Raw genomic sequence first — 18,697 nt, forward strand, 5'->3', positions numbered from 1 at the left:
TCAGTCTTGGACGAGTGCGCGGCCATCGCTGCGCGGGTCGGTGGCGGCCTCAAGTCGGCCATTGGCATAGCGACGAATGGCGCCGGCGTGGCCCATCATTTCGCTGTGTTCGGGAACGCTGACCAGATCGTGGCCGCGCTGTTGTAAGTCGCTGGCAATGCGTGCGGCCAGATCGGCCTCCAGCTTCAGGTTGTTGCTGTTGTCGCCCCAGGTGCGGCCGAGCAGCCAGCGGCCGTCGGCGATGCTGTCTTCCAGGGAGCGGCCTTCCATCAGGTGGCGCATCATCAAGGCGGCCTGTGTTTGTGGCTGACCTTCACCGCCCATGGTGCCGTAAACCAGTCGGTCACCGTTGTTCAGATCCGCATACGCCGGATTCAGCGTGGTAAACGGCCGTGCACCGGGGCGCAGCCGGTTGGGGTGGTGCTCATCAAGCTTGAAGCTCAGGCCTCGATTGGTCCAGACGATGCCCGTGTCAGGGCAAACCACACCGGAACCAAACTCCCAGTACAGACTCTGGATATAGCTGACCATGGTGCCATCGGCATCGACACAGCCGAGCCAGACGGTATCGCCCGGTTCGGCCGGATGCGGCCAGGGCGCGGCGCGCTTAAGTTGAACCTGATGGGCGAGGGCGTCGAGGTGGGTTTCGTCGAGCTGATCGAAGTAAGCCGGTGGCAGGTGATTGGGATCGGCGGTGTAGCGGTCGCGAGCCCGAAAAGCGAGCTTGGTGCACTCGATCAACAAATGCACGCGGTCGGCTTCGCTGGTGGCCTGGTCGCGGACTCGTTCAAACAGCGCCAGGATCATCAGCGACGCCTGACCTTGTGTTGGTGCCGGGAAGTTGAACAGGTCGCCATCGCGGGTGGCGGTGGTCAGTGCCTGTGGCTGGCGCACCCGGTATGACTGCAAATCACGGCGTGTCAGTGGGCTGCCGGCCTTGTCGAGGCTGCGCGCCAGACTTTGACCAACATCGCCCTGATAGAAATCGTTTAAACCCGCGCGTGCCAGATGATCCAGGGTATCCGCCAGTTTGAGGTTGCGCAGCTGTTCGCCTTGCGCCAGCGGGCGCTCGTCCGGGGCGAAGATGGCTTGATAGCCAGCAAGCGTTGTGAATTCGTCTGCCACCTTAGTGGACGCTGCTGCCAGGCTCTCGGTGACGCGGATGCCACTGCGGGCTAAATCCCGTGCCGGTGCCAGCAAGTCGGCTAACGGGCGGTGACTGGGCAATAAGTCGAGCGCGGCTTGCCACCCGGCGACGGCGCCTGCCGATGTCAGCGCCGCGCGTCCGCCGCGGTGGGGAATGGTGTTAAGACCCAGCGCACGATAGCCCTCGATGCTGGCGTCGGCTGCTGCGCAACCGGTGGCGTCAATGGCAATGGGTTTGCGGCCCGCCGGGCTGATCAGCCAGAAACCGTCACCGCCGAGGCCGTTCATGTGCGGATACGCCACGGCAATGGCCGCAGCGGCGGCAACCATGGCTTCGATGGCGCTGCCGCCGTCGGCCAGAACGCTGGCACCCGCTTCGGTGGCGGAATGATGTGGGCTGGTGATGGCGTAAGGCATGGCACGGTTTCCGGTAACGTATGTTTCTTGTTTTCAATACTAAGAAACAAGTGTTTCTTAGGCAAGGTCGATCAGGGTTCCAGCTCGTCCAGGCGATGGTAGCTTTGTTCGATGCGCTCAATGCGCTCGCGCGTCGCTGTTGGGAATCGTTGCATCATGCCGTTGGCCACCAGTGACACCCAGCTCATCGGGGCGGCATAGCTGGCAAACGGCCCGGTCGCCTCCAGCGGTAATACCAGATGATGGTCGGGTCGCGATGGCGGTTGGTAACCCGGTTCGGAGATCAGCACCAGGGTGGCGGGTCCGGCCAGCAATTGACTGATCAGTCGACGAAACCCTTGATGACGACGGCGCAGACCGAACAGGACGACCCAGTCGTCGCGGTCGAGCGGTCCTAATTGTTCCGATAATGATTGTCCGGGCCTTGGCAGTGCCTGAACACTGTCGCGCAGTTGCAGCCATTGGGTTTCGGCGTGCAGCGCCAGGGGGAAGTTATTGCGTAATCCCAGGCAGTAAAGCCGGCGCGCCTGATACAGCCCGGTGATGAGTTCATCGAGGTGATCTGTGCCCAGCCAGGTTTGAGTGTTGCTGCGCTCCTGGGCTAAGTGGCTGTCCAGGTCGGTGGCACCGTCCTGACGTGGCAGCAGTGGACTGCCGGGATTGGGCAGCTCACGCAACACCTCGCGCGCGGCGTTGAAATCATCGAATCCCAGGCGACGAAACAAGCGACTGACGGTCGCTTTGCTGACGCCTTGTAACTGGCTCAGTTCGGTCAGTGAGTAGGTCGCCGCACGATTGGCTTCGGCGAGCAGAAATTCAGCGACGCGTCGTTCGGTGGGGGGCAGGTCGGCCCAGTGTTGTTGGATGCGTTCGGAAAGCGGCATGAGGCGTCCGTGAAACAAGTCTTTCGCCATTGAAACACTTGTTTCACGGGTGCGCCAGCCTCAATCAGATCGATCCGCTCATTCGCTGGAGACGAACGACAGGTAGCGGTTTTTACCGCCCGCCTTGGCTTGATACATCGCCTGGTCGGCCGCTTCGTAGAGGCTGTTGAAGTCGCCACCCTGATGCGGATAGACCGCCACCCCCATGGAACACTGGCTGTTGAGTGTTTCGCCGTTCCATTCGATGGGCAACTGCAACTCTTCGAACAGCTTGTTGGCGACGGTATTGATCTCGCTGGCGCTGTCGAGGCTGGCCAGCACGATGAATTCATCACCGCCCAGGCGGGCAACGGTGTCCGACTGGCGAATGCAATTGCGCAGGCGTTCGGCAATGGCGCGCAGCAGGGCATCGCCCGCGGGGTGACCGCGTTGATCATTGATGATTTTAAAATCGTCCAGATCGATCACCAGGATGGCCACATGGCCGCCGCGTCGCTCAGCGGCAAAGCTTAATTGCTGGAAGCGGTCTTCCAGCAGCAGTCGATTGGGCAGGCCGGTGAGTGGGTCGTGAAAGGCCAGGTGCTGGAAGGTGTCACGGTCGTTTTCCAGGCTGCGCTGACGCGCCTTAAATTCAGAAATATCCTGAATGGCGCCGACCACATAGCTGCGCTCACTGGAGTCAATGGCGGTCTGGGCGCTGATGCGTAACCAGCGCGCGGGTTCAAAACCATCGAGCCGGACTTCGAAGTCCGTTGGCTGGCCGCTGTCGTTGGTGCGCGCCACTTCGTGCAGCAGACGTTTTTGAGAGCCGGGGTTAAACAGCTTCAGAATGCTGTCGAGGCTTTTATCGTACGCCTGTGGAATGGCCAGAATGCGATAGGTTTCTTCGGTAAAACTGAACTGCTGGCTCTGGCTGTCGAATTCCCAGCCGCCAATGCGCGCCATGCGATTGGTCTGTTGCAGCATGTTCTGGCTGTGGCGCAACTGATTCAGCGCCTGCTTGTAACTGGTGATGTCACGCAGAATAAACCAGGAACCGTTGATCTCACCCTGGCTGTCGCGGAAGGCGCTGGCGCGAATGGAAATGGGCACCACCTGCCCGCCTTTGTGCATGATTTCCGTTTCGATGACGTCGGTGTAGCCGCGTTCGTTCAGCTGACGGCGGAATTCGGCTTCGGTCTCTTCCCAGCCTGGCGGTAACAGGTCGGCAAACGCCATATGGCTCAACTCTTCGCGGCTGTAGCCGGTCATGTCGAGATACGCCTGGTTGGCGTAGCGCAACTGATGCTGATTGCCCCAGAAGGCAATGGCGTCGAGGCTGTTGCGGAACAGGGCGCGGAAGCGGCGTTCGCTGCTGGTGAGGCTTTCAATCAGTTGATTGCGCAGCGTGCTGTCGCGGCTGATCGACCAAACACCTGCCGGATTACCGGCGTCGTCGCTGACCGAAACCGGCCGAATGGATGCCGGTACCCAATGACCCTCGGCGTGGCTGTAGTGAATCTCAAACAAACCACCGACTTCGCCGCTGAGCAGCTTTTGCTGCAGGCTGTCGATGTCGCCCGATAAATGATCGGCGGCGATAAAGTCGGTAAAGGAATGCCCGATGATGCTGTCGGCGTCGCGCCCAAGCATGTCGAAAAAGGCCTGATTGGCGAGCTGATAACGACCGTCAGTACCGATGAAGGCGATGCCATCGAGACTCGATTCGAACAGCGGCGTCAGTCGCTGATGCAGACAACGGCCTTCCCGGTCCGCTTCAACACTGACAATAAATCCCTGTTCATCGTCACTGTCGAAGGGCTGCAAGCGCACGTTTAAACGCTGGTTATCACCGCTGTTGGTAATGAAGCGATGCGGTCCGTCACGCTCAGCCAGAAATTGCTCATGCAACGCCGGAAGGAAATGGCTAAGTGCTGCGCCGACCACATCGTCGGTGCAACCGAACCAGGAATGCCAAGCGGCATTGACCTGGAGAATGAGCCCTGTCCCGTTACAGACTGCCTGGGGCGAGGGGCTTTGTTGAAACGCGGCCAGATGAGGTGACCGCATGTCACCCTGGTTCACGAACAGCCCTCTTAATCGTTCGGCTCCGTTACGAAGCCGGGTAAGGCCGTCGTGTTTGCGCGGCCAGGTGGCGGGAGACGTACAGCGGTTTCGCTCCCGGCAAATTTTTTATTGTTAGCCGAGCAGCTAATCAGTTCGTGGTCGCGGCGGACTCACCCTGTTTTTGCTTGCTCTGCTGATACAGCACGTCGAAGTTGACCGGTGCCAGCATCAAGGCCGGGAAGCTGCCTTTGGTGACAGCAGAATCGACCGCTTCACGCGCGTAAGGGAACAGCAGCGATGGGCAATAAGCCCCCAGCATCTGATCGCGGGCTTCGTCGGCAAAACCACCCAGGTTAAAGATGCCGGCTTGCTGAACTTCGACCAAAAAGGCCGTGGTTTCGCCCAGCTTGGCTTCGACGGTGACCACCAGAGTGATCTCGTAAACGCCTTCGCTCAGTTCACGCGTTTTGGTGTTCAGATCCAGTTTGACCTGAGGCTTCCATTCCTGCTGGAAGATGGCCGGGGTGTTGGGTGACTCAAACGACACGTCCCGGGTATAGATGCGTTGAATACCAAATTGCGGTTTTTGTTGTTCGCTCATGATGACTCCGGTGTTGAATGCTAAAAGTCTGACTGTTTAGTTGGGGTCGCTCGCTTGCTTCAGTAACTGATCGAGCTGACCACTGTGTTCCATGGCATAAAGTTCGTCACAGCCGCCGACGTGAACGTCGCCAACCCAGATTTGCGGCACCGTATGACGGCCGCTTAACTGCATCATTTCCTGGCGTTTTTCCGGCTCCTGATCGACCGGAATTTCCGTGTAGCGAGCCCCTTTGTGTTCCAGCAATGCTTTGGCGCGCGCGCAAAAGCCGCACCAACGAGTCGTATAGAGAGTGACGGTTGCTTGCTGTGCCATGGTGCTGGACTCGCTTAGCGGAATTAAGACTTCACCAGCGGCAAGCTGGAATTTTGCCATTCCAGAACGCCGCCGCGCAGTTTGTGCAATTGCTTGTAGCCGGCTTTGGTCAGCAGTGCGCCGCTGGCGCCAGCACTGGTGCCGGTTTTACACACCAGAATAATGGGCTTGTCTTTATAAGCGTCGAGTTCGCTCATGCGGTTGGCGAAATCGCGCGAGGGGATATTGATAGCGCCGGGCAGGTGGCCTTTGCGGTACTCGTCTTTGGGACGCAGATCGACGACTTTGGCATCCTGACTGTTGATCAGAGTGGTCGCTTGCTGAGGCGAGACACCTTTGCCGCCTTTGCTGCTTTCGGTCGCCAGCAGGGCTGCTAACAGTGCCACCCAGATGGCCGCCAAAATCCAGTGGTTGATCACGAATTCGAACAGTTGTTGGAGCATAAGGTCCTGACTCTAAAGACGGTGAAAAATTAAGCGCCGGAGTATACACCAGCGACCCGGTCAGCCATAGCCGCAGGCGAGCAATCGTGCCGATAGTCAGCCCAAGCCGTTGTCAGGCTCGCTAGATGCCGCTGGAATCAGTACACTAACGACATGTAATTTTCCTACATTATTGAACTCATCTTTAAGTTGGAGGTAGACCCATGGCGGTTGCAAAGCCAGCAGTACTGGTGATTCTCGACGGCTTTGGCCACAGTGAGACGTCTCAGTCCAATGCCATCGAAAAAGCCAACGCCCCGACCTGGAAACGGTTGTGGCAGGAATATCCGCATTCCCTGATTCATACCTCCGGCATGAACGTGGGCCTGCCGGACGGTCAGATGGGTAACTCCGAAGTTGGCCATATGAACCTGGGCAGCGGGCGCATCGTTTATCAGCAACTGACCCGCATCACCAAAGACATCGAAGACGGTGCCTTTTATGAAAACGCCGAGTTGACCAAGGCCGTCGATGCGGCGGTGTCTAACGGTAAGGCGGTGCATATTCTTGGCTTGCTGTCGCCCGGTGGTGTGCACGCCCATGAAGATCACATCCATGCCATGGTTGATCTGGCGGTCAAACGCGGCGCTGATAAAGTTTATGTTCACGCCTTCCTGGACGGCCGTGATACACCGCCTCGCTCGGCCATGCCGTCGATCGAGAAGCTGGAAAGCAAACTGGAAAAGCTCGGCGTGGGCGGCATCGTGTCGCTGATTGGCCGTTACTACGCCATGGACCGCGATAATCGTTGGGAGCGTGTTCAGGCGGCCTACGATCTGCTGACGCAAGGCAAAGCCGACATTGTGGCGGGTACGCCGATGGATGCGCTGACGGCGGCCTACGATCAGGATAAAGACGATGAATTCGTGCCGGCCTCTTCGGTTCGGGTTGACGGCGGTGAAGCGGTCAAACTTGAAGATGGCGATGCGGTTGTCTTTATGAACTTCCGTCCTGACCGGGCCCGTGAAATTACCCGCGCCATTATTGATAAAGATCTGGAATCCGACCTCGACCGTTCCGTGCGTCCGGATTTGGCGGCGTTTGTCTGTCTGACCGAATACGCGTCTAACATTGATGCGCCGGTGGCCTATCCGCCGGAACTGCTGAGCAACACGCTCGGCGAAGTGATGGAACAGCAGGGCAAGAAACAGCTGCGCATTGCCGAGACGGAAAAATACGCGCACGTCACCTTCTTCTTTAACGGTGGGCGTGAAGACGTCTTCGAGGGTGAAGACCGTATTCTGGTGCCATCACCGAAAGTGGCTACCTACGATCTGCAACCGGAAATGAGCGCTCCGGAAGTGACTGAAAAACTGGTCAAGGCCATCGACGACGGCATCTACGATCTGATCGTTTGTAACTACGCCAACGGCGATATGGTTGGTCACACCGGCAAAATGGACGCGGCCATTAAAGCCGTTGAAGCGCTCGATGATGCTCTGGCAAAAGTGACCGAAGCGGCCTTACGCGCCGGTGGTGAAGTGCTGATTACGGCTGACCATGGCAACGCCGAACTGATGGTAGACCCGGATTCCGGTGGTGCGGTAACCAGCCACACGACCTTCCCGGTGCCGCTGGTCTATGTCACTGAGACCAACAAAGACGCCAAGCTGTCCGAAGGTCGTCTGGCTGACATCGCGCCGACGCTGTTGGCGATGATGGGCTTGCAGCAACCGTCCGACATGACTGGCCACAGTCTGATTGAAGGTTAAGCACCCGAACGGGTCGCTGGTAAAGGTGACGAAAGGGGGCCGCCCGGTCCCCTGGCGTCGTCGGGCTGCTTGGGGTAGCCTGCTGGGCCCATGCCAACGCATTTGAATCTGGGCTCCGCTGACTTGGTACGTCCTTCCTTAATTTTCCGCTGTCTTGGAGTTCTCGGGCTCTGGCTCGTTGCGCCGCTGTGGCTGCCTGTCTGGTCAGAAGACGACCTGACATTGCGTCAACGGGAACTGGATCAGCTGCAAAACCAGATTCAGGCATTGGAATCTGAATTACGCTCGCGACGCAACGATGTGTCAGAGCAGCGTCAGGCGCTGGAAACCACAGAACGCCGTTTGGGTGACAATAACCGGCGCCTGCGCGATACCGAAACCCGGCTGACTCAAGCACGCAATCAGATGGATGCGTTGCTGGCTGAACAGCGCGATCTGGAACAAAAGCAGGAAGAGCAGCGCGCCACCATTCGCGCCATCCTGCGCTTGGCGTATAAACAGAACAACCAGCCATTGATCAAATTGTTGCTCTCCGGCCAGCGTCCGGAAGAGCTGGCACGGCAGATGCACTATTTCGCCATTCTCAATGAAGATCAAAACGAAGCGCTTCAGGCCTGGGTGGAGCGATCGGAACGTCTGACGGCTAACATTGAAGAGCAAGCGCAATTGACCGAGCAGTTGCAGAGCGACCGTCAGCAACTGGCGCAAACGCGCGATGAACTGGCACAACAAAAGAACCGGCGCAGCCAGATTTTGGCTAACCTCAGTGCCGAGGCCGAAGCGGCTGAAGCGGAGTTGGCGCGTAAAGAAGCCGAGCAGGAACAGCTCAATGAGTTGATCGAACGGATGCAGTCGGAACTGGCGGATCTGGAATTCGACTTTCCGGAAGGTTCTGACATGGCGGAGGTTAAAGGTCGCCTGCCATGGCCGGTTGAGGGGTCGTTACGGGCACGCTTTGGCCGCCCCATCGACGATTCGCGCTTGAATTGGCAAGGTTGGCTCATTGGCGCTGATTCGGGCACACAGGTCCGTGCGGTGCATCGGGGGCGGGTGGTTTTTGCCGATTGGTTAAACGGTTTTGGCCTCCTGGTGATCCTCGATCACGGCGATGGTCTGATGACCCTCTATGGACGTAATCAGGCATTGCTACGCGATGTCGGTGCCTGGGTTGGCGCTGGTGATGTGATTGCTGAAGTGGGATTATCCGGCGGTTTTACTCAGCCGGGTTTGTATTTTGAGTTACGCCGCAACGGTCGACCGGAAAACCCGGACGACTGGTTGCTCAATCGTTAGCTGCCTTATGAATGTTATGGTAAGGCAACCCAGTGACCGAACAGCCGTGCTAACTGAGCCAGGGTTGCTTAGAATGGCGGCAGTTCCGACACCGCAGAACGCGCCCCGGGTGACGCTATGCCATCGAACACAGACGCGAAAGGAACCCTTATGAAGTTGATTCGCAGCCCTTGGTTGACTGCAATGACGGCCTTGATTGTTGGTATTTCCATTGGTATCGCCAGCAGTGTGCACGCCGAAAAGAGTCAGACCCGCCTGCCGGTAGATGACGTCCGTATGCTGTCTCAGGTACTGGATCGCATCAAACAGGCTTATGTAGAAGACATTGATGACAGCGAGCTGATCGAAAGTGCCATTGAAGGCATGCTGTCTGGACTCGACCCACACTCCGATTATCTGACTCCGGAAGACTTTGCCGATCTGCGCGAAAGTACCTCGGGTGAATACGGTGGTCTGGGGATTGAAATCACCCTGGACGAAACCGGTTTTATCCGCGTCGTTGCACCGATCGATGATACACCGGCGTTCCGCGCTGGCATGCAGTCAGGCGATTTGATCACTCAGATCGATGACACACCGGTGAAGGGCATGACGGTCAACGATGCCGTTACCCTGATGCGCGGTGAACCCGGTGACCCGATTGAACTGACGGTCGTGCGCGATGGCGAAAACCAGCCGCTGGTTATCGAAATTGTGCGCGATGTTATTCAGATCACCTCGGTGCGTCATCGCATGTTGGATGACAATTTCGGTTATGTGCGTATTTCCCAGTTCCAGGAACGCACCGGTCGCGATTTTGTTGACGCCATGAGCGAGTTGCGCAGTGAAAACGGTGCACCGTTAGACGGCATGGTGCTGGATTTGCGCAATAACCCGGGTGGTGTTTTGCAGGCGTCGGTCGAAGTTGTCGATGCGTTGATTTCCGAAGGGTTGATTGTTTATACCGAAGGTCGCTTGCCCAACAGCGCCAGCCGTTTCCGGGCGCACTCGCAGGATCCGAGCGAAGGCGTCAACCTGGTGGTGCTGATCAACGGTGGCAGCGCTTCAGCCTCAGAGATTGTGGCCGGTGCGGTTCAGGACCATCATCGTGGCATCATTATGGGCACACGCAGCTTCGGCAAAGGTTCGGTGCAGACCATTTTGCCGCTGGATGAAAACCACGCCATTAAACTGACCACCGCGCGCTACTTCACGCCATCCGGCCGTTCGATTCAGGCGCAAGGCATTGTGCCCGACATCGAAGTACGCCCCGGTAAGCTGACTCAGGAAAACGGTAATCCGTATTACACCGAAGCCGACCTGGCCGGTCACTTGGCTAACCCGGAAGGTGAAAATGGCAGCGATGACCGTGCGGATGACAGCAGCGAAACCGACGAGCAATTGATCGCTGACTATCAGCTCTACCAGGCGCTGACCGTCCTCAAAGGCATGCGCTTTTTGAATGGCTCGCGCTAACACCCTCAGGCGTTGGCGAGGCCTCGGTTTCTGCCTGCTCTGGGCCGTTGCCGGTCTGGCTCAGGCCTCGTCGCAGATTGCCATTGTCGTTGATGACCTTGGCAATCAGTGGCGGGCTGGCCTCAGCGCCATCAATATTCCCTTCGTACAGACGCTTGGCATTATGCCCGGGCGTCCCTTCACTGAAGCCCTGGCACAGGAAACGCACCGTGCGCAAAAGACGGTGATCGTCCATGCGCCGATGTCGAACCAGCGGGGTCTGCCACTGGGACCGTTAGGGCTGGACCGTCGCGAAGGCCGCGAGCAGTTGCTTGCCAACCTGCTGGCGGGGCTCGACGGTGTGCCTTATGCCGAAGGTTTAAGCAATCATATGGGCAGTGAGCTGACGCGTGACGCCGAAGCCATGGGCTGGGTGATGTCGGAACTGAAAACCCGCCAGCTGTTTTTCTTCGATTCATTGACCATTGCCGATTCCCAGGGATGGCGCGTTGCCGATTCCATGGGTGTGCCATGGTCGCGGCGTCGGGTGTTTCTCGATCACGAACGCACGCCGGAGTTTTTGGCGCAGCAGTGGCAGCAAGCTCTGGCTATTGCGCGCCGCCAGGGCAACGTGACCATCATTTGCCATCCGTATCCGGAGACGCTGGCCTTTTTTGCCAGTCTCGATCCGGCCGATTACCCCGACATTGAGTGGGTGTCGTTAAAGCCGCTGCTGCACCAACCGCAGCCCCTACCGATTGAACCGGAGCCGGACCCAATCGCGCCGGACGATCATCTCTGGGTCGAGCGTCCGCACGGCATGCCCAAAGGTTCATGACCGGTTCAGCTTTCTGTGCCAGAATCCTTTACATCTCAATGACAAATCGCTGACACAGGAGTTGATTATGAAGCGATTAGCGGCCGTTCTGCTGGCCTCCCTGCTTGTTTTATCCGGTTGTGCCACCCTGAGTGAAGAAGAATGTTTGACCGCTGATTGGTTCTCCATCGGTTTTGAAGACGGTGCCAACGGTTATCCGTCGAACCGCATCGGTGCGCATCGTGAGGCCTGTGCCAAACACGGTGTCACGCCCGATCTGCGTCAGTATCAGGATGGTCATGAAGAAGGGCTGATCAGCTTCTGTACCGCTCGTAATGGTTTCAGCCGTGCCCGTAATGGCTACCAGTACACCGGTATTTGCCCGCCGTCACTGGAACCGGAATTTCTCGATGGCTATCAGGCCGGCCGTGAAATTTATGCGGTAACTTCGGAAATCAGTGGTTTACGCAGCGAACAGCGCAGCAACGAAAATGAGTTGTCGCAGTCGCAGCGCCGACTGAACGAGATGGAAGCGGTCTTGTTCTCGGAATCACTGAGCGAAGAAGAGCGCCGTTCGACCTACAACGAAATCACCCGCTTGCGTGAGCGCCAGGGCGAATTGCGCAGTCGCAACCAGCAGCTGATTCGTGACATCGCTGACGCGGAAGCACGCCTGCGCATGCTCGAGGATCGTTTCAGCTACTTCTGATGACCTGGATCGATGCGCACTGCCATCCGGATGCACTCAGCGATCCGGATGGCGCTTTCAGCGAAGCACAAGCCGCTGGCATCGGTCAGTGGATCTTGCCCGGTACCGAGCCACAGCAGTGGCGCGCTGCCGGGCAACGTTTCTCCTCCGACTCCCGAATCCGTTTGGCCTTTGGCCACCACCCTTGGTTTCTACCCAATTCCGAGCCGGATTTATCGGCGCTCCAAGCGATGCTGTCGGACTATCCGCCGTGCATTGCGCTGGGCGAAATCGGCCTGGATTTTCATCAAGGGAAAACGCCGAAAGCCGCGCCAGAGTTGCAGGAACGATGGTTTGAGGCGCAACTGGCGATGGCGGCGGAACATCGGTTGCCGGTCATTGTGCATGCGGTGAAAGCGCACGACCGGGTGCTGGCGCTGCTCAAGCACTACCCCGATGTGCGCGGAGTGGTGCATGCTTTTTTGGGGCCTTATCAGCAGGCGCGGGCGTATTTGGATAAGGGCTGGTATCTCGGCTGTGGCAGTCTGATCTTGAAGTCGGCCAAAACCCGCGAAGCGTTTGCTCAGATGCCCGTCGACCGCATTCTGTTGGAAACCGATGCGCCGGATATGCGCCCGATGCAACCACAACACACCAACCCTTTGCTTGATTTACTGCAGACGGCCGATTGTCTGGCTCAGGCTCGATCGATCAGTTTGGCGATTTTGATGGCGCATACATCGGCCAATGTGCGGCAACTATTTCAGAAATTCTAATCAACTAGCTCTAATTATTTAGATAGGCAGTCCGCAGCGGCCTCTTTATAGTGAATCGGGTGTGTTAATTAAATCCAATAAAGGAAAGATTTCATGAATATGATAGCTCCCTGGGCAATGCTGGTCGGCCGCGTGCTGATCTCTTATATGTTTATTATGTCGGGCTGGGACAAAGTGACCGGCCTGGAAGGTACGCAAGGTTACATGGAAATGGTCGGTGTTCCGGGCATTCTGATTTACCCGACAATTCTGGTCGAAATTCTCGGTGGCTTGGCGGTATTGATCGGTTATCAGACGCGCATCGCGGCGCTGTTGTTGGCCGGTTTCTGCGTACTGTCTGGCTTCCTGTTCCACTTCGACCTGTCTGACGGCATGCAAGTAATCATGCTGAACAAGAACATCGCGATCGCTGGTGGTTTCCTGTTCCTGGTGGCCATGGGCCCGGGCAGTCTGAGCATTGAAGGTCGTAAGGGTTAAGACACTAACCCGACGATCATATCAGGGCGCTGCGGCGCCCTTTTTTGTGCTTATAACCTGTATGCCATCGACGCCTTAACCCAGCTAACCGCTGCTCATCGTGCCGAGAGCAGGCCCCAAACTCGCTCGCTGTTGGAGAGCGAACTGTCACCGTCCTGCAACGCAAACCGCCTACAACGAATTCGACAGCTATAGTCAAACTGCCAATCGGATTCAAGGGAGAGCCGGCATGCCTGCGGATATCAGTTTTGCCTCGTTCAATCTCTATAATTTTCAGAAAGCTGGATTAACCACGCATTCTGCCGAGCCAGTTACCGACGCTGAGTATCGCGGTAAGCGCGACTGGATTCGCCGCATGCTGATTGAGGTGGATGCGGATGTCGTGGTGTTTCAGGAGTTGTGGCACAAAGACGCCTTAGATGAGGTGTTATCGGTGCCCGAGTTATCCAACTATCAGACGCAGTACATCGCTGATCGTTGGTACAACATTGCTGTGGCGATGATCGTTCGTGCGCCGTGGCACATTGCCTCGGCTGAGGTGATCAAAAAATTTCCGTTTACTGAATTGGTTAAGCTGGACGACGGTGATGGCGAAGATGATGACGTCAGTGTTCACATTGATCAGTTTTCGCGCAGCGTTATCAAAGCGCAGATTGCTCATTCATCACATCAAAAAACGCCTCCTTTTACGCTCTATGCGTGTCATTTGAAGTCCAAGCTACCTGCGCGAATGTCTAATGTAGACCGTCACTATCGCAGTGCCGTTGGCAGTGCGGTTTCCACCATTCGGCGCACGGCTGAGGCGACGGCTTTACGTATGATGCTGATTGATCAAATGCGAGGCTCGAACACGCCGGTTGTTGTGATTGGTGACCTGAATGATGATCCGCTCAGCAATACACTGAGCCTGATAACGGATCAGCCTACCTTGTCGAACCGGGCCAGAGGGGCTGACCGTTCGCTGTACAGCACGCTGTTTTTTCAGCAGCTGAAATCGTTCCGGGATGTTTATTACACCCACGAGCACAACAGTCATAAGGGCGTGCTGGACCATATTCTGGTCTCGGAGGAATTCTTTGAATATTCCAGTGACGTCATCTGGAAGCATCAGGACACGCGTATTTGGAACGACCATATCGATGACGACAACCCCTACAGCACCGATCACGGGATCATTCGGTCATCGTTTCGTTGAGGCGTAGCCGCCTGGAGGGGCAGCGCCAGGGAAGGCGTTGATCCATCGAACCATCCAGTTAAAAAGCTGGTTCGATTTGGCGGAGCGTCAGGCACAAAAAAGCCCCGCATCAGCGAGGCTCCTCTGAGAAATTAGGTGGTGCCCAGAGGCGGAATCGAACCACCGACACGGGGATTTTCAATCCCCTGCTCTACCGACTGAGCTATCTGGGCATGTTCTGTACGGAGCCACGATGAAGCGCCCCAAACGAACGGCGTGTATTAAACGGAATTTGCTTTAGGGCGTCAAGTCTTTAACCCATAAATCTTTGATTTTTTTAAAGATTCCCTGCCGGTCAAGCTTCAGGCACGTAGCCTTCGGCCTGGTCGAAGTCGTCATCGCTGAGGAATTTCTGCATCTGTTCTTTGAGGTATTTCCGCGCATCCGGGTCGGTCATAACCAGGTGTTTTTCGTTGATCAGCCGGGTTTGATGTTCCTGCCATTCGCTCCAGGCGCGTTTGGAAACGTGCTCGAAGATGTCCTGACCTTGCGGACCGGGGTAGGGCGGCTTGTCCAGACCTTCGAGTTCCTGCTGATATTTACGACAAAAGACGGTGCGAGTCATAAGGATGGGTCCAATCGGGTTAGAACAGTCGTTCTAGTAGGGTTTTGACCGGAGCGCTCAGGCCAACCTGCTCGGCGAGCCCTGGATGGTACCAGAGGGCGTGTTCGGAAACAGCCGGCGGGGTGGCGCTCAACGGCACGAACAGCGGATGAATATTGAGGTGATAATGACTGAAGGTATGCCGAAAGCTGCTCCAGTCTTCAACGGCGTCGTCGATGCCGTTGAGCGCTAACTGCTGCTCGGCCGCATCGCGACTGTCGAATTGGGGAAAGGCGTGCAGTCCGCCCCAGATACCGCTGTCCGGACGCTTAACCAACTGCACTCGGCCATCGGGTGCCTGCAGGATTAACATCCAGGCGTCGCGTACCGGTTTTTCTTTTTTGGGTTTGGACGCGGGTAAATCGGCGCTGCGACCTTCGGCATAGGCGCGGCATTGAGACTGTACCGGGCAGGCGTCGCACAGTGGACGTGAGCGCACACAAACCATGGCGCCCAGGTCCATCATCACCTGATTGAAATCCGCCACCCGTTCGACCGGTGTCAGTGCATCGCTCCACGCCCACAACTGCTTGAGATTGGCGGTCGTGCCGGTCCAGCCGTCGAGCGCAAAAAAACGCGCTAAGACGCGTTTGACATTGCCATCGAGAATGGCCGCGTGGACGCCGCGACTCAGGCTGAGAATGGCGCCAGCGGTGGAGCGGCCAATGCCGGGCAGTTCGGCGACAGCGTCAACGGTGTCAGGGAATTCGCTGTCGAACTCGTCAACCAGTTGGCGTGCGGCTTTGTGCAGGTTGCGGGCGCGGGCGTAGTAGCCGAGGCCCGTCCACAGGTGCAACACTTCATCGGTGTCGGCCGATGCCAGATCCTGCACCGTCGGAAAACGCGCCATAAAGCGCTCGAAGTAGGGAATGACGGTGCTGACCTGGGTCTGTTGCAGCATGATCTCGGAGATCCAGACGCGGTAGGGCGTCTTGTTCTGCTGCCAGGGCAGTGTTTTGCGGCCGTGGCGGTCGTACCAGTCCAGCACCTGCTGTTGAAACCAGTCGGCTTCAATATGCATTCAGCGTTTCCCGTCTTCCGTTTCGCATCCAGCGTTTAATCACCCAGCATCTCAACGTCGCGCACACCACCTTTGTCGGCACTGGTGGCCAGTAAGGCATAGGCTTTTAACGCTGTGGTCACCTTGCGCTTGCGGGGTGCGGCTGGTTTCCAGGCTGTTGCGCCGCGGGCTGACATCTCAGTACGGCGTGCGGTCAGTTCGTCATCGCTGATGTCGATGCGAATGGAGCGGTTTGGAATGTCGATGACAATGTCATCGCCTTCCTGTACCAGGGCGATGTTACCGCCTGCGGCCGCTTCAGGAGACACGTGCCCGATCGACAGCCCAGAGGTGCCGCCAGAGAAACGTCCGTCGGTCAGCAAGGCACAGGCTTTGCCCAGACCTTTGGATTTCAAGTAACTGGTCGGGTAGAGCATTTCCTGCATACCCGGGCCGCCTTTGGGGCCTTCGTAACGGATGATAACGACATCGCCTTCTTTAACGGTGTCGCCCAGAATGCCTTCAACGGCGGCGTCCTGGCTTTCAAAGATGCGTGCCTTGCCGGTGAACTTGAGAATGCTGTCATCGACGCCGGCGGTTTTCACCACACAACCATTTTCCGCGAGATTACCGTACAGCACTGCCAAACCGCCTTCGCTGCTGTAGGCGTGTTCCAGGGAGCGGATACAACCGTGTTCACGATCGCCATCGAGCGTCGGCCAGCGGGTCGATTGGCTAAAGGCTTCCTGTGTCGGAATACCCGCCGGGCCGGCGCGGAAGAATTCTTTAACGGCTGAATCATCGGTGCGCATGATGTCCCACTGAGCGAGACCTTCGGCCAGTGTTTTGGAATGCACCGTCGGCAAATCGGTGTGCAGCAGACCGGCGCGGTCGAGCTCGCCGAGAATGGAATAGATGCCGCCAGCGCGATGCACGTCTTCCATATGATAATTCGGGTTGTTGGGCGCCACCTTGCACAGCTGCGGAATCACGCGTGACATCCGGTCGATATCGGTCAGCGTGAAGTCGACTTCACCTTCCTGAGCAGCGGCCAGCAAATGCAGGATGGTGTTGGTGGAGCCACCCATGGAGATATCCAGCGCCATGGCGTTCTCAAACGCTTTAAAGCTGGCGATGGAGCGCGGCAGCACGCTGTCGTCGTTCTCTTCGTAATAGCGTTTGGCCAGACCGACAATGCGTTGACCGGCTTCGACGAACAGGCGGCGGCGGTCAGAGTGCGTGGCCAAAGTACTGCCATTACCCGGCAGCGACAGACCGATGGCTTCGGTCAGACAGTTCATCGAGTTGGCGGTGAACATGCCCGAGCAGGATCCGCAGGTTGGGCAGGCGGAGCGTTCGTATTCATTGACCAGTTCGTCATCGGCGTTGGGGTCGGCCGCGATGACCATGGCATCGACCAAATCGAGACCGTGATCGGCCAACTTGGTTTTACCGGCCTCCATCGGGCCGCCGGAAACAAAGATCACCGGAATGTTCAGGCGCATGGCGGCGTTGAGCATTCCCGGGGTGATTTTGTCGCAGTTGGAAATGCATACCAGGGCATCGGCGCAGTGGGCGTTGACCATGTATTCCACGGCATCGGAAATGACTTCGCGCGATGGCAAACTGTAGAGCATGCCGTCGTGGCCCATGGCAATGCCGTCATCGACGGCGATGGTGTTAAATTCTTTAGCGACACCACCAGCCGCTTCGATTTCGCGGCACACCAGCTGCCCGAGGTCTTTGAGATGGACATGGCCGGGAACGAACTGGGTAAAGGAGTTGGCGACGGCGATGATCGGTTTGTGGAAATCGTCGTCTTTCATACCGGTGGCGCGCCAGAGCGCACGGGCGCCAGCCATATTGCGGCCGGCAGTGGACGTTTTCGAGCGATACTCAGGCATGATGGTCTTCCTGCGTTAGTCGGGCGGAGCACGGACGCCGTCCGGTGATTATTCTAATGGTGCATTGTACTGAAGGGTTCGCCGATACGCAGTGCAATATTGCCAATGGATTGTTTCTTTTGGCGACATACAGGATTCGGGGATGGAAAGGAGTGATAGCGAATGAAGTCTGCACGTTGGTTAACGGTGCTGTTGCTGACACTGGCGCAGTTTGCAGGGGCAAAGGTTGTATTGGCCGCCTCTGAGGTTGAGGGTTGTTGGCTGTATCCCGAACACATTCCGGTCATGCCGATTGTGGGAGGGGAGTGGCAATTCAATGGCCTTACCCGGGCTGGCATCGATGTGCAGGAAGATGAGTTGTACTACACCGAAGTCGGACACGCGTTTAAAGCGGATATGGGGCTGATAGCCAAAATACCGTGGGTTGATCTGTGTGCTCGTGCAACCTGGGGTGTAATGACCAGCGGTTATCATGAGTTGAATGAATCCGATGTTCGTCTGAATGCAAAGACGGTGGAAATAGGGCTGCGTTATTATCGCGATGAAATATTTTGGCTGGGTGCGGATTGGGTCTATCACTACGACTTAGTGCATCGCTACGACAGCGGTAATGTTGGATCCGGAGATGGGCTTAATGACGTCAGTCGCGCCTACGATGAAGGCTTTGGTTGGAATCTCAGAGTCGGTGGTGGACCAGGTTGGATCGGCTTGAATCACGTTTTTTATGAATCCGATGTGGCAAAAAATTATGGGGTCTCCCGCTTGTCATTAGGCATGGATTTACCCGCCATTTTGTTGCCTGGCTTAATCATAGGGATAGGGCAGTTGATGATGCCGGAATGGTAATCCGGGTGGCGATGTGCAAAA

General features: G+C 57.1%; 18 protein-coding genes and 1 tRNA gene. 9 read left to right on the forward strand and 10 right to left on the reverse strand.

The annotated features are described in order from the left end of the window. From BGP77_RS09340 to BGP77_RS09365, 6 genes are all read right to left on the reverse strand, one after another. Positions 1-1,563 (reverse strand): gamma-glutamyltransferase family protein, encoded by a 1,563-nt coding sequence (locus BGP77_RS09340; protein WP_108164482.1) that lies wholly within the window; start codon positions 1,561-1,563, stop codon positions 1-3. 71 nt (positions 1,564-1,634) lie between these two features. Next, positions 1,635-2,447 (reverse strand): MurR/RpiR family transcriptional regulator, encoded by an 813-nt coding sequence (locus tag BGP77_RS09345; RefSeq protein ID WP_158269331.1) that lies wholly within the window; start codon positions 2,445-2,447, stop codon positions 1,635-1,637. Positions 2,448-2,525: 78 nt separating this feature from the next. After that, positions 2,526-4,511: a bifunctional diguanylate cyclase/phosphodiesterase gene (locus tag BGP77_RS09350; RefSeq protein ID WP_108164484.1), complete on the reverse strand. Its 1,986-nt coding sequence runs from the start codon at positions 4,509-4,511 to the stop codon at positions 2,526-2,528. Positions 4,512-4,641: 130 nt separating this feature from the next. After that, positions 4,642-5,094, reverse strand: coding sequence for a protein-export chaperone SecB (gene secB, locus BGP77_RS09355; RefSeq protein WP_108164485.1), 453 nt, complete (start codon positions 5,092-5,094; stop codon positions 4,642-4,644). Between the two features lie 36 nt (positions 5,095-5,130). Further along, entirely contained in the window at positions 5,131-5,409 is a 279-nt protein-coding gene (gene grxC / locus BGP77_RS09360) for a glutaredoxin 3 (RefSeq protein WP_108164486.1), read from the reverse strand. A 23-nt stretch (positions 5,410-5,432) separates the two neighbouring features. After that, complete coding sequence (locus BGP77_RS09365) at positions 5,433-5,852, reverse strand: rhodanese-like domain-containing protein (protein ID WP_108164487.1); 420 nt, start codon at positions 5,850-5,852, stop codon at positions 5,433-5,435. A gap of 203 nt (positions 5,853-6,055) precedes the next feature. Here BGP77_RS09365 and gpmI point away from each other — a divergent pair, with 203 nt between their 5' ends. The 8 genes from gpmI (at position 6,056) to BGP77_RS09405 (ending at position 14,283) form a co-directional block, all read left to right on the forward strand. After that, the gene (gpmI, locus tag BGP77_RS09370; protein ID WP_108164488.1) at positions 6,056-7,603 is read left to right on the forward strand and encodes a 2,3-bisphosphoglycerate-independent phosphoglycerate mutase; all 1,548 of its coding nucleotides are present in this window, start codon (positions 6,056-6,058) and stop codon (positions 7,601-7,603) included. Between the two features lie 90 nt (positions 7,604-7,693). Beyond that, the gene (locus tag BGP77_RS09375; RefSeq protein WP_108164489.1) at positions 7,694-8,896 is read left to right on the forward strand and encodes a murein hydrolase activator EnvC; all 1,203 of its coding nucleotides are present in this window, start codon (positions 7,694-7,696) and stop codon (positions 8,894-8,896) included. Between the two features lie 150 nt (positions 8,897-9,046). Next, on the forward strand, positions 9,047-10,351 hold the full coding sequence (locus tag BGP77_RS09380) for a S41 family peptidase (RefSeq protein WP_108164490.1): 1,305 nt from the start codon (positions 9,047-9,049) through the stop codon (positions 10,349-10,351). Then, entirely contained in the window at positions 10,338-11,168 is an 831-nt protein-coding gene (locus BGP77_RS09385) for a divergent polysaccharide deacetylase family protein (protein WP_108164491.1), read from the forward strand. Before BGP77_RS09380 ends, BGP77_RS09385 begins: the two co-directional genes overlap by 14 nt. A 67-nt stretch (positions 11,169-11,235) precedes the next feature. Beyond that, positions 11,236-11,856, forward strand: a complete 621-nt coding sequence (locus BGP77_RS09390; protein WP_108164492.1) for a DUF2799 domain-containing protein — start codon at positions 11,236-11,238, stop codon at positions 11,854-11,856. Further along, complete coding sequence (locus BGP77_RS09395) at positions 11,856-12,611, forward strand: TatD family hydrolase (protein WP_108164493.1); 756 nt, start codon at positions 11,856-11,858, stop codon at positions 12,609-12,611. Before BGP77_RS09390 ends, BGP77_RS09395 begins: the two co-directional genes overlap by 1 nt. A 93-nt stretch (positions 12,612-12,704) precedes the next feature. Next, positions 12,705-13,088 (forward strand): DoxX family protein, encoded by a 384-nt coding sequence (locus BGP77_RS09400; RefSeq protein ID WP_108164494.1) that lies wholly within the window; start codon positions 12,705-12,707, stop codon positions 13,086-13,088. A 229-nt stretch (positions 13,089-13,317) separates the two neighbouring features. Further along, complete coding sequence (locus BGP77_RS09405) at positions 13,318-14,283, forward strand: endonuclease/exonuclease/phosphatase family protein (RefSeq protein ID WP_108164495.1); 966 nt, start codon at positions 13,318-13,320, stop codon at positions 14,281-14,283. 136 nt (positions 14,284-14,419) lie between these two features. Here BGP77_RS09405 and BGP77_RS09410 read toward each other — a convergent pair. The 4 genes from BGP77_RS09410 to ilvD form a co-directional block, all read right to left on the reverse strand. Continuing rightward, positions 14,420-14,495 (reverse strand) — tRNA-Phe (locus BGP77_RS09410). 122 nt (positions 14,496-14,617) lie between these two features. Then, entirely contained in the window at positions 14,618-14,887 is a 270-nt protein-coding gene (locus tag BGP77_RS09415; RefSeq protein ID WP_108164496.1) for an oxidative damage protection protein, read from the reverse strand. Between the two features lie 19 nt (positions 14,888-14,906). Next, positions 14,907-15,947, reverse strand: a complete 1,041-nt coding sequence (gene mutY / locus BGP77_RS09420) for an A/G-specific adenine glycosylase (RefSeq protein ID WP_108164497.1) — start codon at positions 15,945-15,947, stop codon at positions 14,907-14,909. 35 nt (positions 15,948-15,982) lie between these two features. Continuing rightward, on the reverse strand, positions 15,983-17,830 hold the full coding sequence (gene ilvD, locus BGP77_RS09425; protein WP_108164498.1) for a dihydroxy-acid dehydratase: 1,848 nt from the start codon (positions 17,828-17,830) through the stop codon (positions 15,983-15,985). 162 nt (positions 17,831-17,992) lie between these two features. Here ilvD and BGP77_RS09430 point away from each other — a divergent pair, with 162 nt between their 5' ends. Further along, positions 17,993-18,676, forward strand: coding sequence for a hypothetical protein (locus BGP77_RS09430; protein ID WP_108164499.1), 684 nt, complete (start codon positions 17,993-17,995; stop codon positions 18,674-18,676). The last annotated feature ends 21 nt before the right edge of the window (positions 18,677-18,697 follow it).

The organism is Saccharospirillum sp. MSK14-1 (assembly GCF_003054965.1).
In the GTDB taxonomy this organism is placed as follows: Bacteria; Pseudomonadota; Gammaproteobacteria; order Pseudomonadales; family Natronospirillaceae; genus Saccharospirillum.

What these genes read in the sequence shown, in the direction of transcription:
- secB (WP_108164485.1), bottom strand. Translation starts at nt 5,094, where the DNA reads ATGAGCGAACAACAAAAACCGCAATTTGGTATTCAACGCATCTATACC.
- BGP77_RS09430 (WP_108164499.1), top strand. Translation starts at nt 17,993, where the DNA reads ATGAAGTCTGCACGTTGGTTAACGGTGCTGTTGCTGACACTGGCGCAG.
- BGP77_RS09400 (WP_108164494.1), top strand. Translation starts at nt 12,705, where the DNA reads ATGAATATGATAGCTCCCTGGGCAATGCTGGTCGGCCGCGTGCTGATC.
- BGP77_RS09385 (WP_108164491.1), top strand. Translation starts at nt 10,338, where the DNA reads ATGGCTCGCGCTAACACCCTCAGGCGTTGGCGAGGCCTCGGTTTCTGC.
- BGP77_RS09345 (WP_158269331.1), bottom strand. Translation starts at nt 2,447, where the DNA reads ATGCCGCTTTCCGAACGCATCCAACAACACTGGGCCGACCTGCCCCCC.
- BGP77_RS09380 (WP_108164490.1), top strand. Translation starts at nt 9,047, where the DNA reads ATGAAGTTGATTCGCAGCCCTTGGTTGACTGCAATGACGGCCTTGATT.
- BGP77_RS09415 (WP_108164496.1), bottom strand. Translation starts at nt 14,887, where the DNA reads ATGACTCGCACCGTCTTTTGTCGTAAATATCAGCAGGAACTCGAAGGT.
- BGP77_RS09365 (WP_108164487.1), bottom strand. Translation starts at nt 5,852, where the DNA reads ATGCTCCAACAACTGTTCGAATTCGTGATCAACCACTGGATTTTGGCG.
- BGP77_RS09390 (WP_108164492.1), top strand. Translation starts at nt 11,236, where the DNA reads ATGAAGCGATTAGCGGCCGTTCTGCTGGCCTCCCTGCTTGTTTTATCC.
- gpmI (WP_108164488.1), top strand. Translation starts at nt 6,056, where the DNA reads ATGGCGGTTGCAAAGCCAGCAGTACTGGTGATTCTCGACGGCTTTGGC.
- mutY (WP_108164497.1), bottom strand. Translation starts at nt 15,947, where the DNA reads ATGCATATTGAAGCCGACTGGTTTCAACAGCAGGTGCTGGACTGGTAC.
- BGP77_RS09340 (WP_108164482.1), bottom strand. Translation starts at nt 1,563, where the DNA reads ATGCCTTACGCCATCACCAGCCCACATCATTCCGCCACCGAAGCGGGT.
- ilvD (WP_108164498.1), bottom strand. Translation starts at nt 17,830, where the DNA reads ATGCCTGAGTATCGCTCGAAAACGTCCACTGCCGGCCGCAATATGGCT.
- BGP77_RS09405 (WP_108164495.1), top strand. Translation starts at nt 13,318, where the DNA reads ATGCCTGCGGATATCAGTTTTGCCTCGTTCAATCTCTATAATTTTCAG.
- BGP77_RS09375 (WP_108164489.1), top strand. Translation starts at nt 7,694, where the DNA reads ATGCCAACGCATTTGAATCTGGGCTCCGCTGACTTGGTACGTCCTTCC.
- BGP77_RS09395 (WP_108164493.1), top strand. Translation starts at nt 11,856, where the DNA reads ATGACCTGGATCGATGCGCACTGCCATCCGGATGCACTCAGCGATCCG.
- grxC (WP_108164486.1), bottom strand. Translation starts at nt 5,409, where the DNA reads ATGGCACAGCAAGCAACCGTCACTCTCTATACGACTCGTTGGTGCGGC.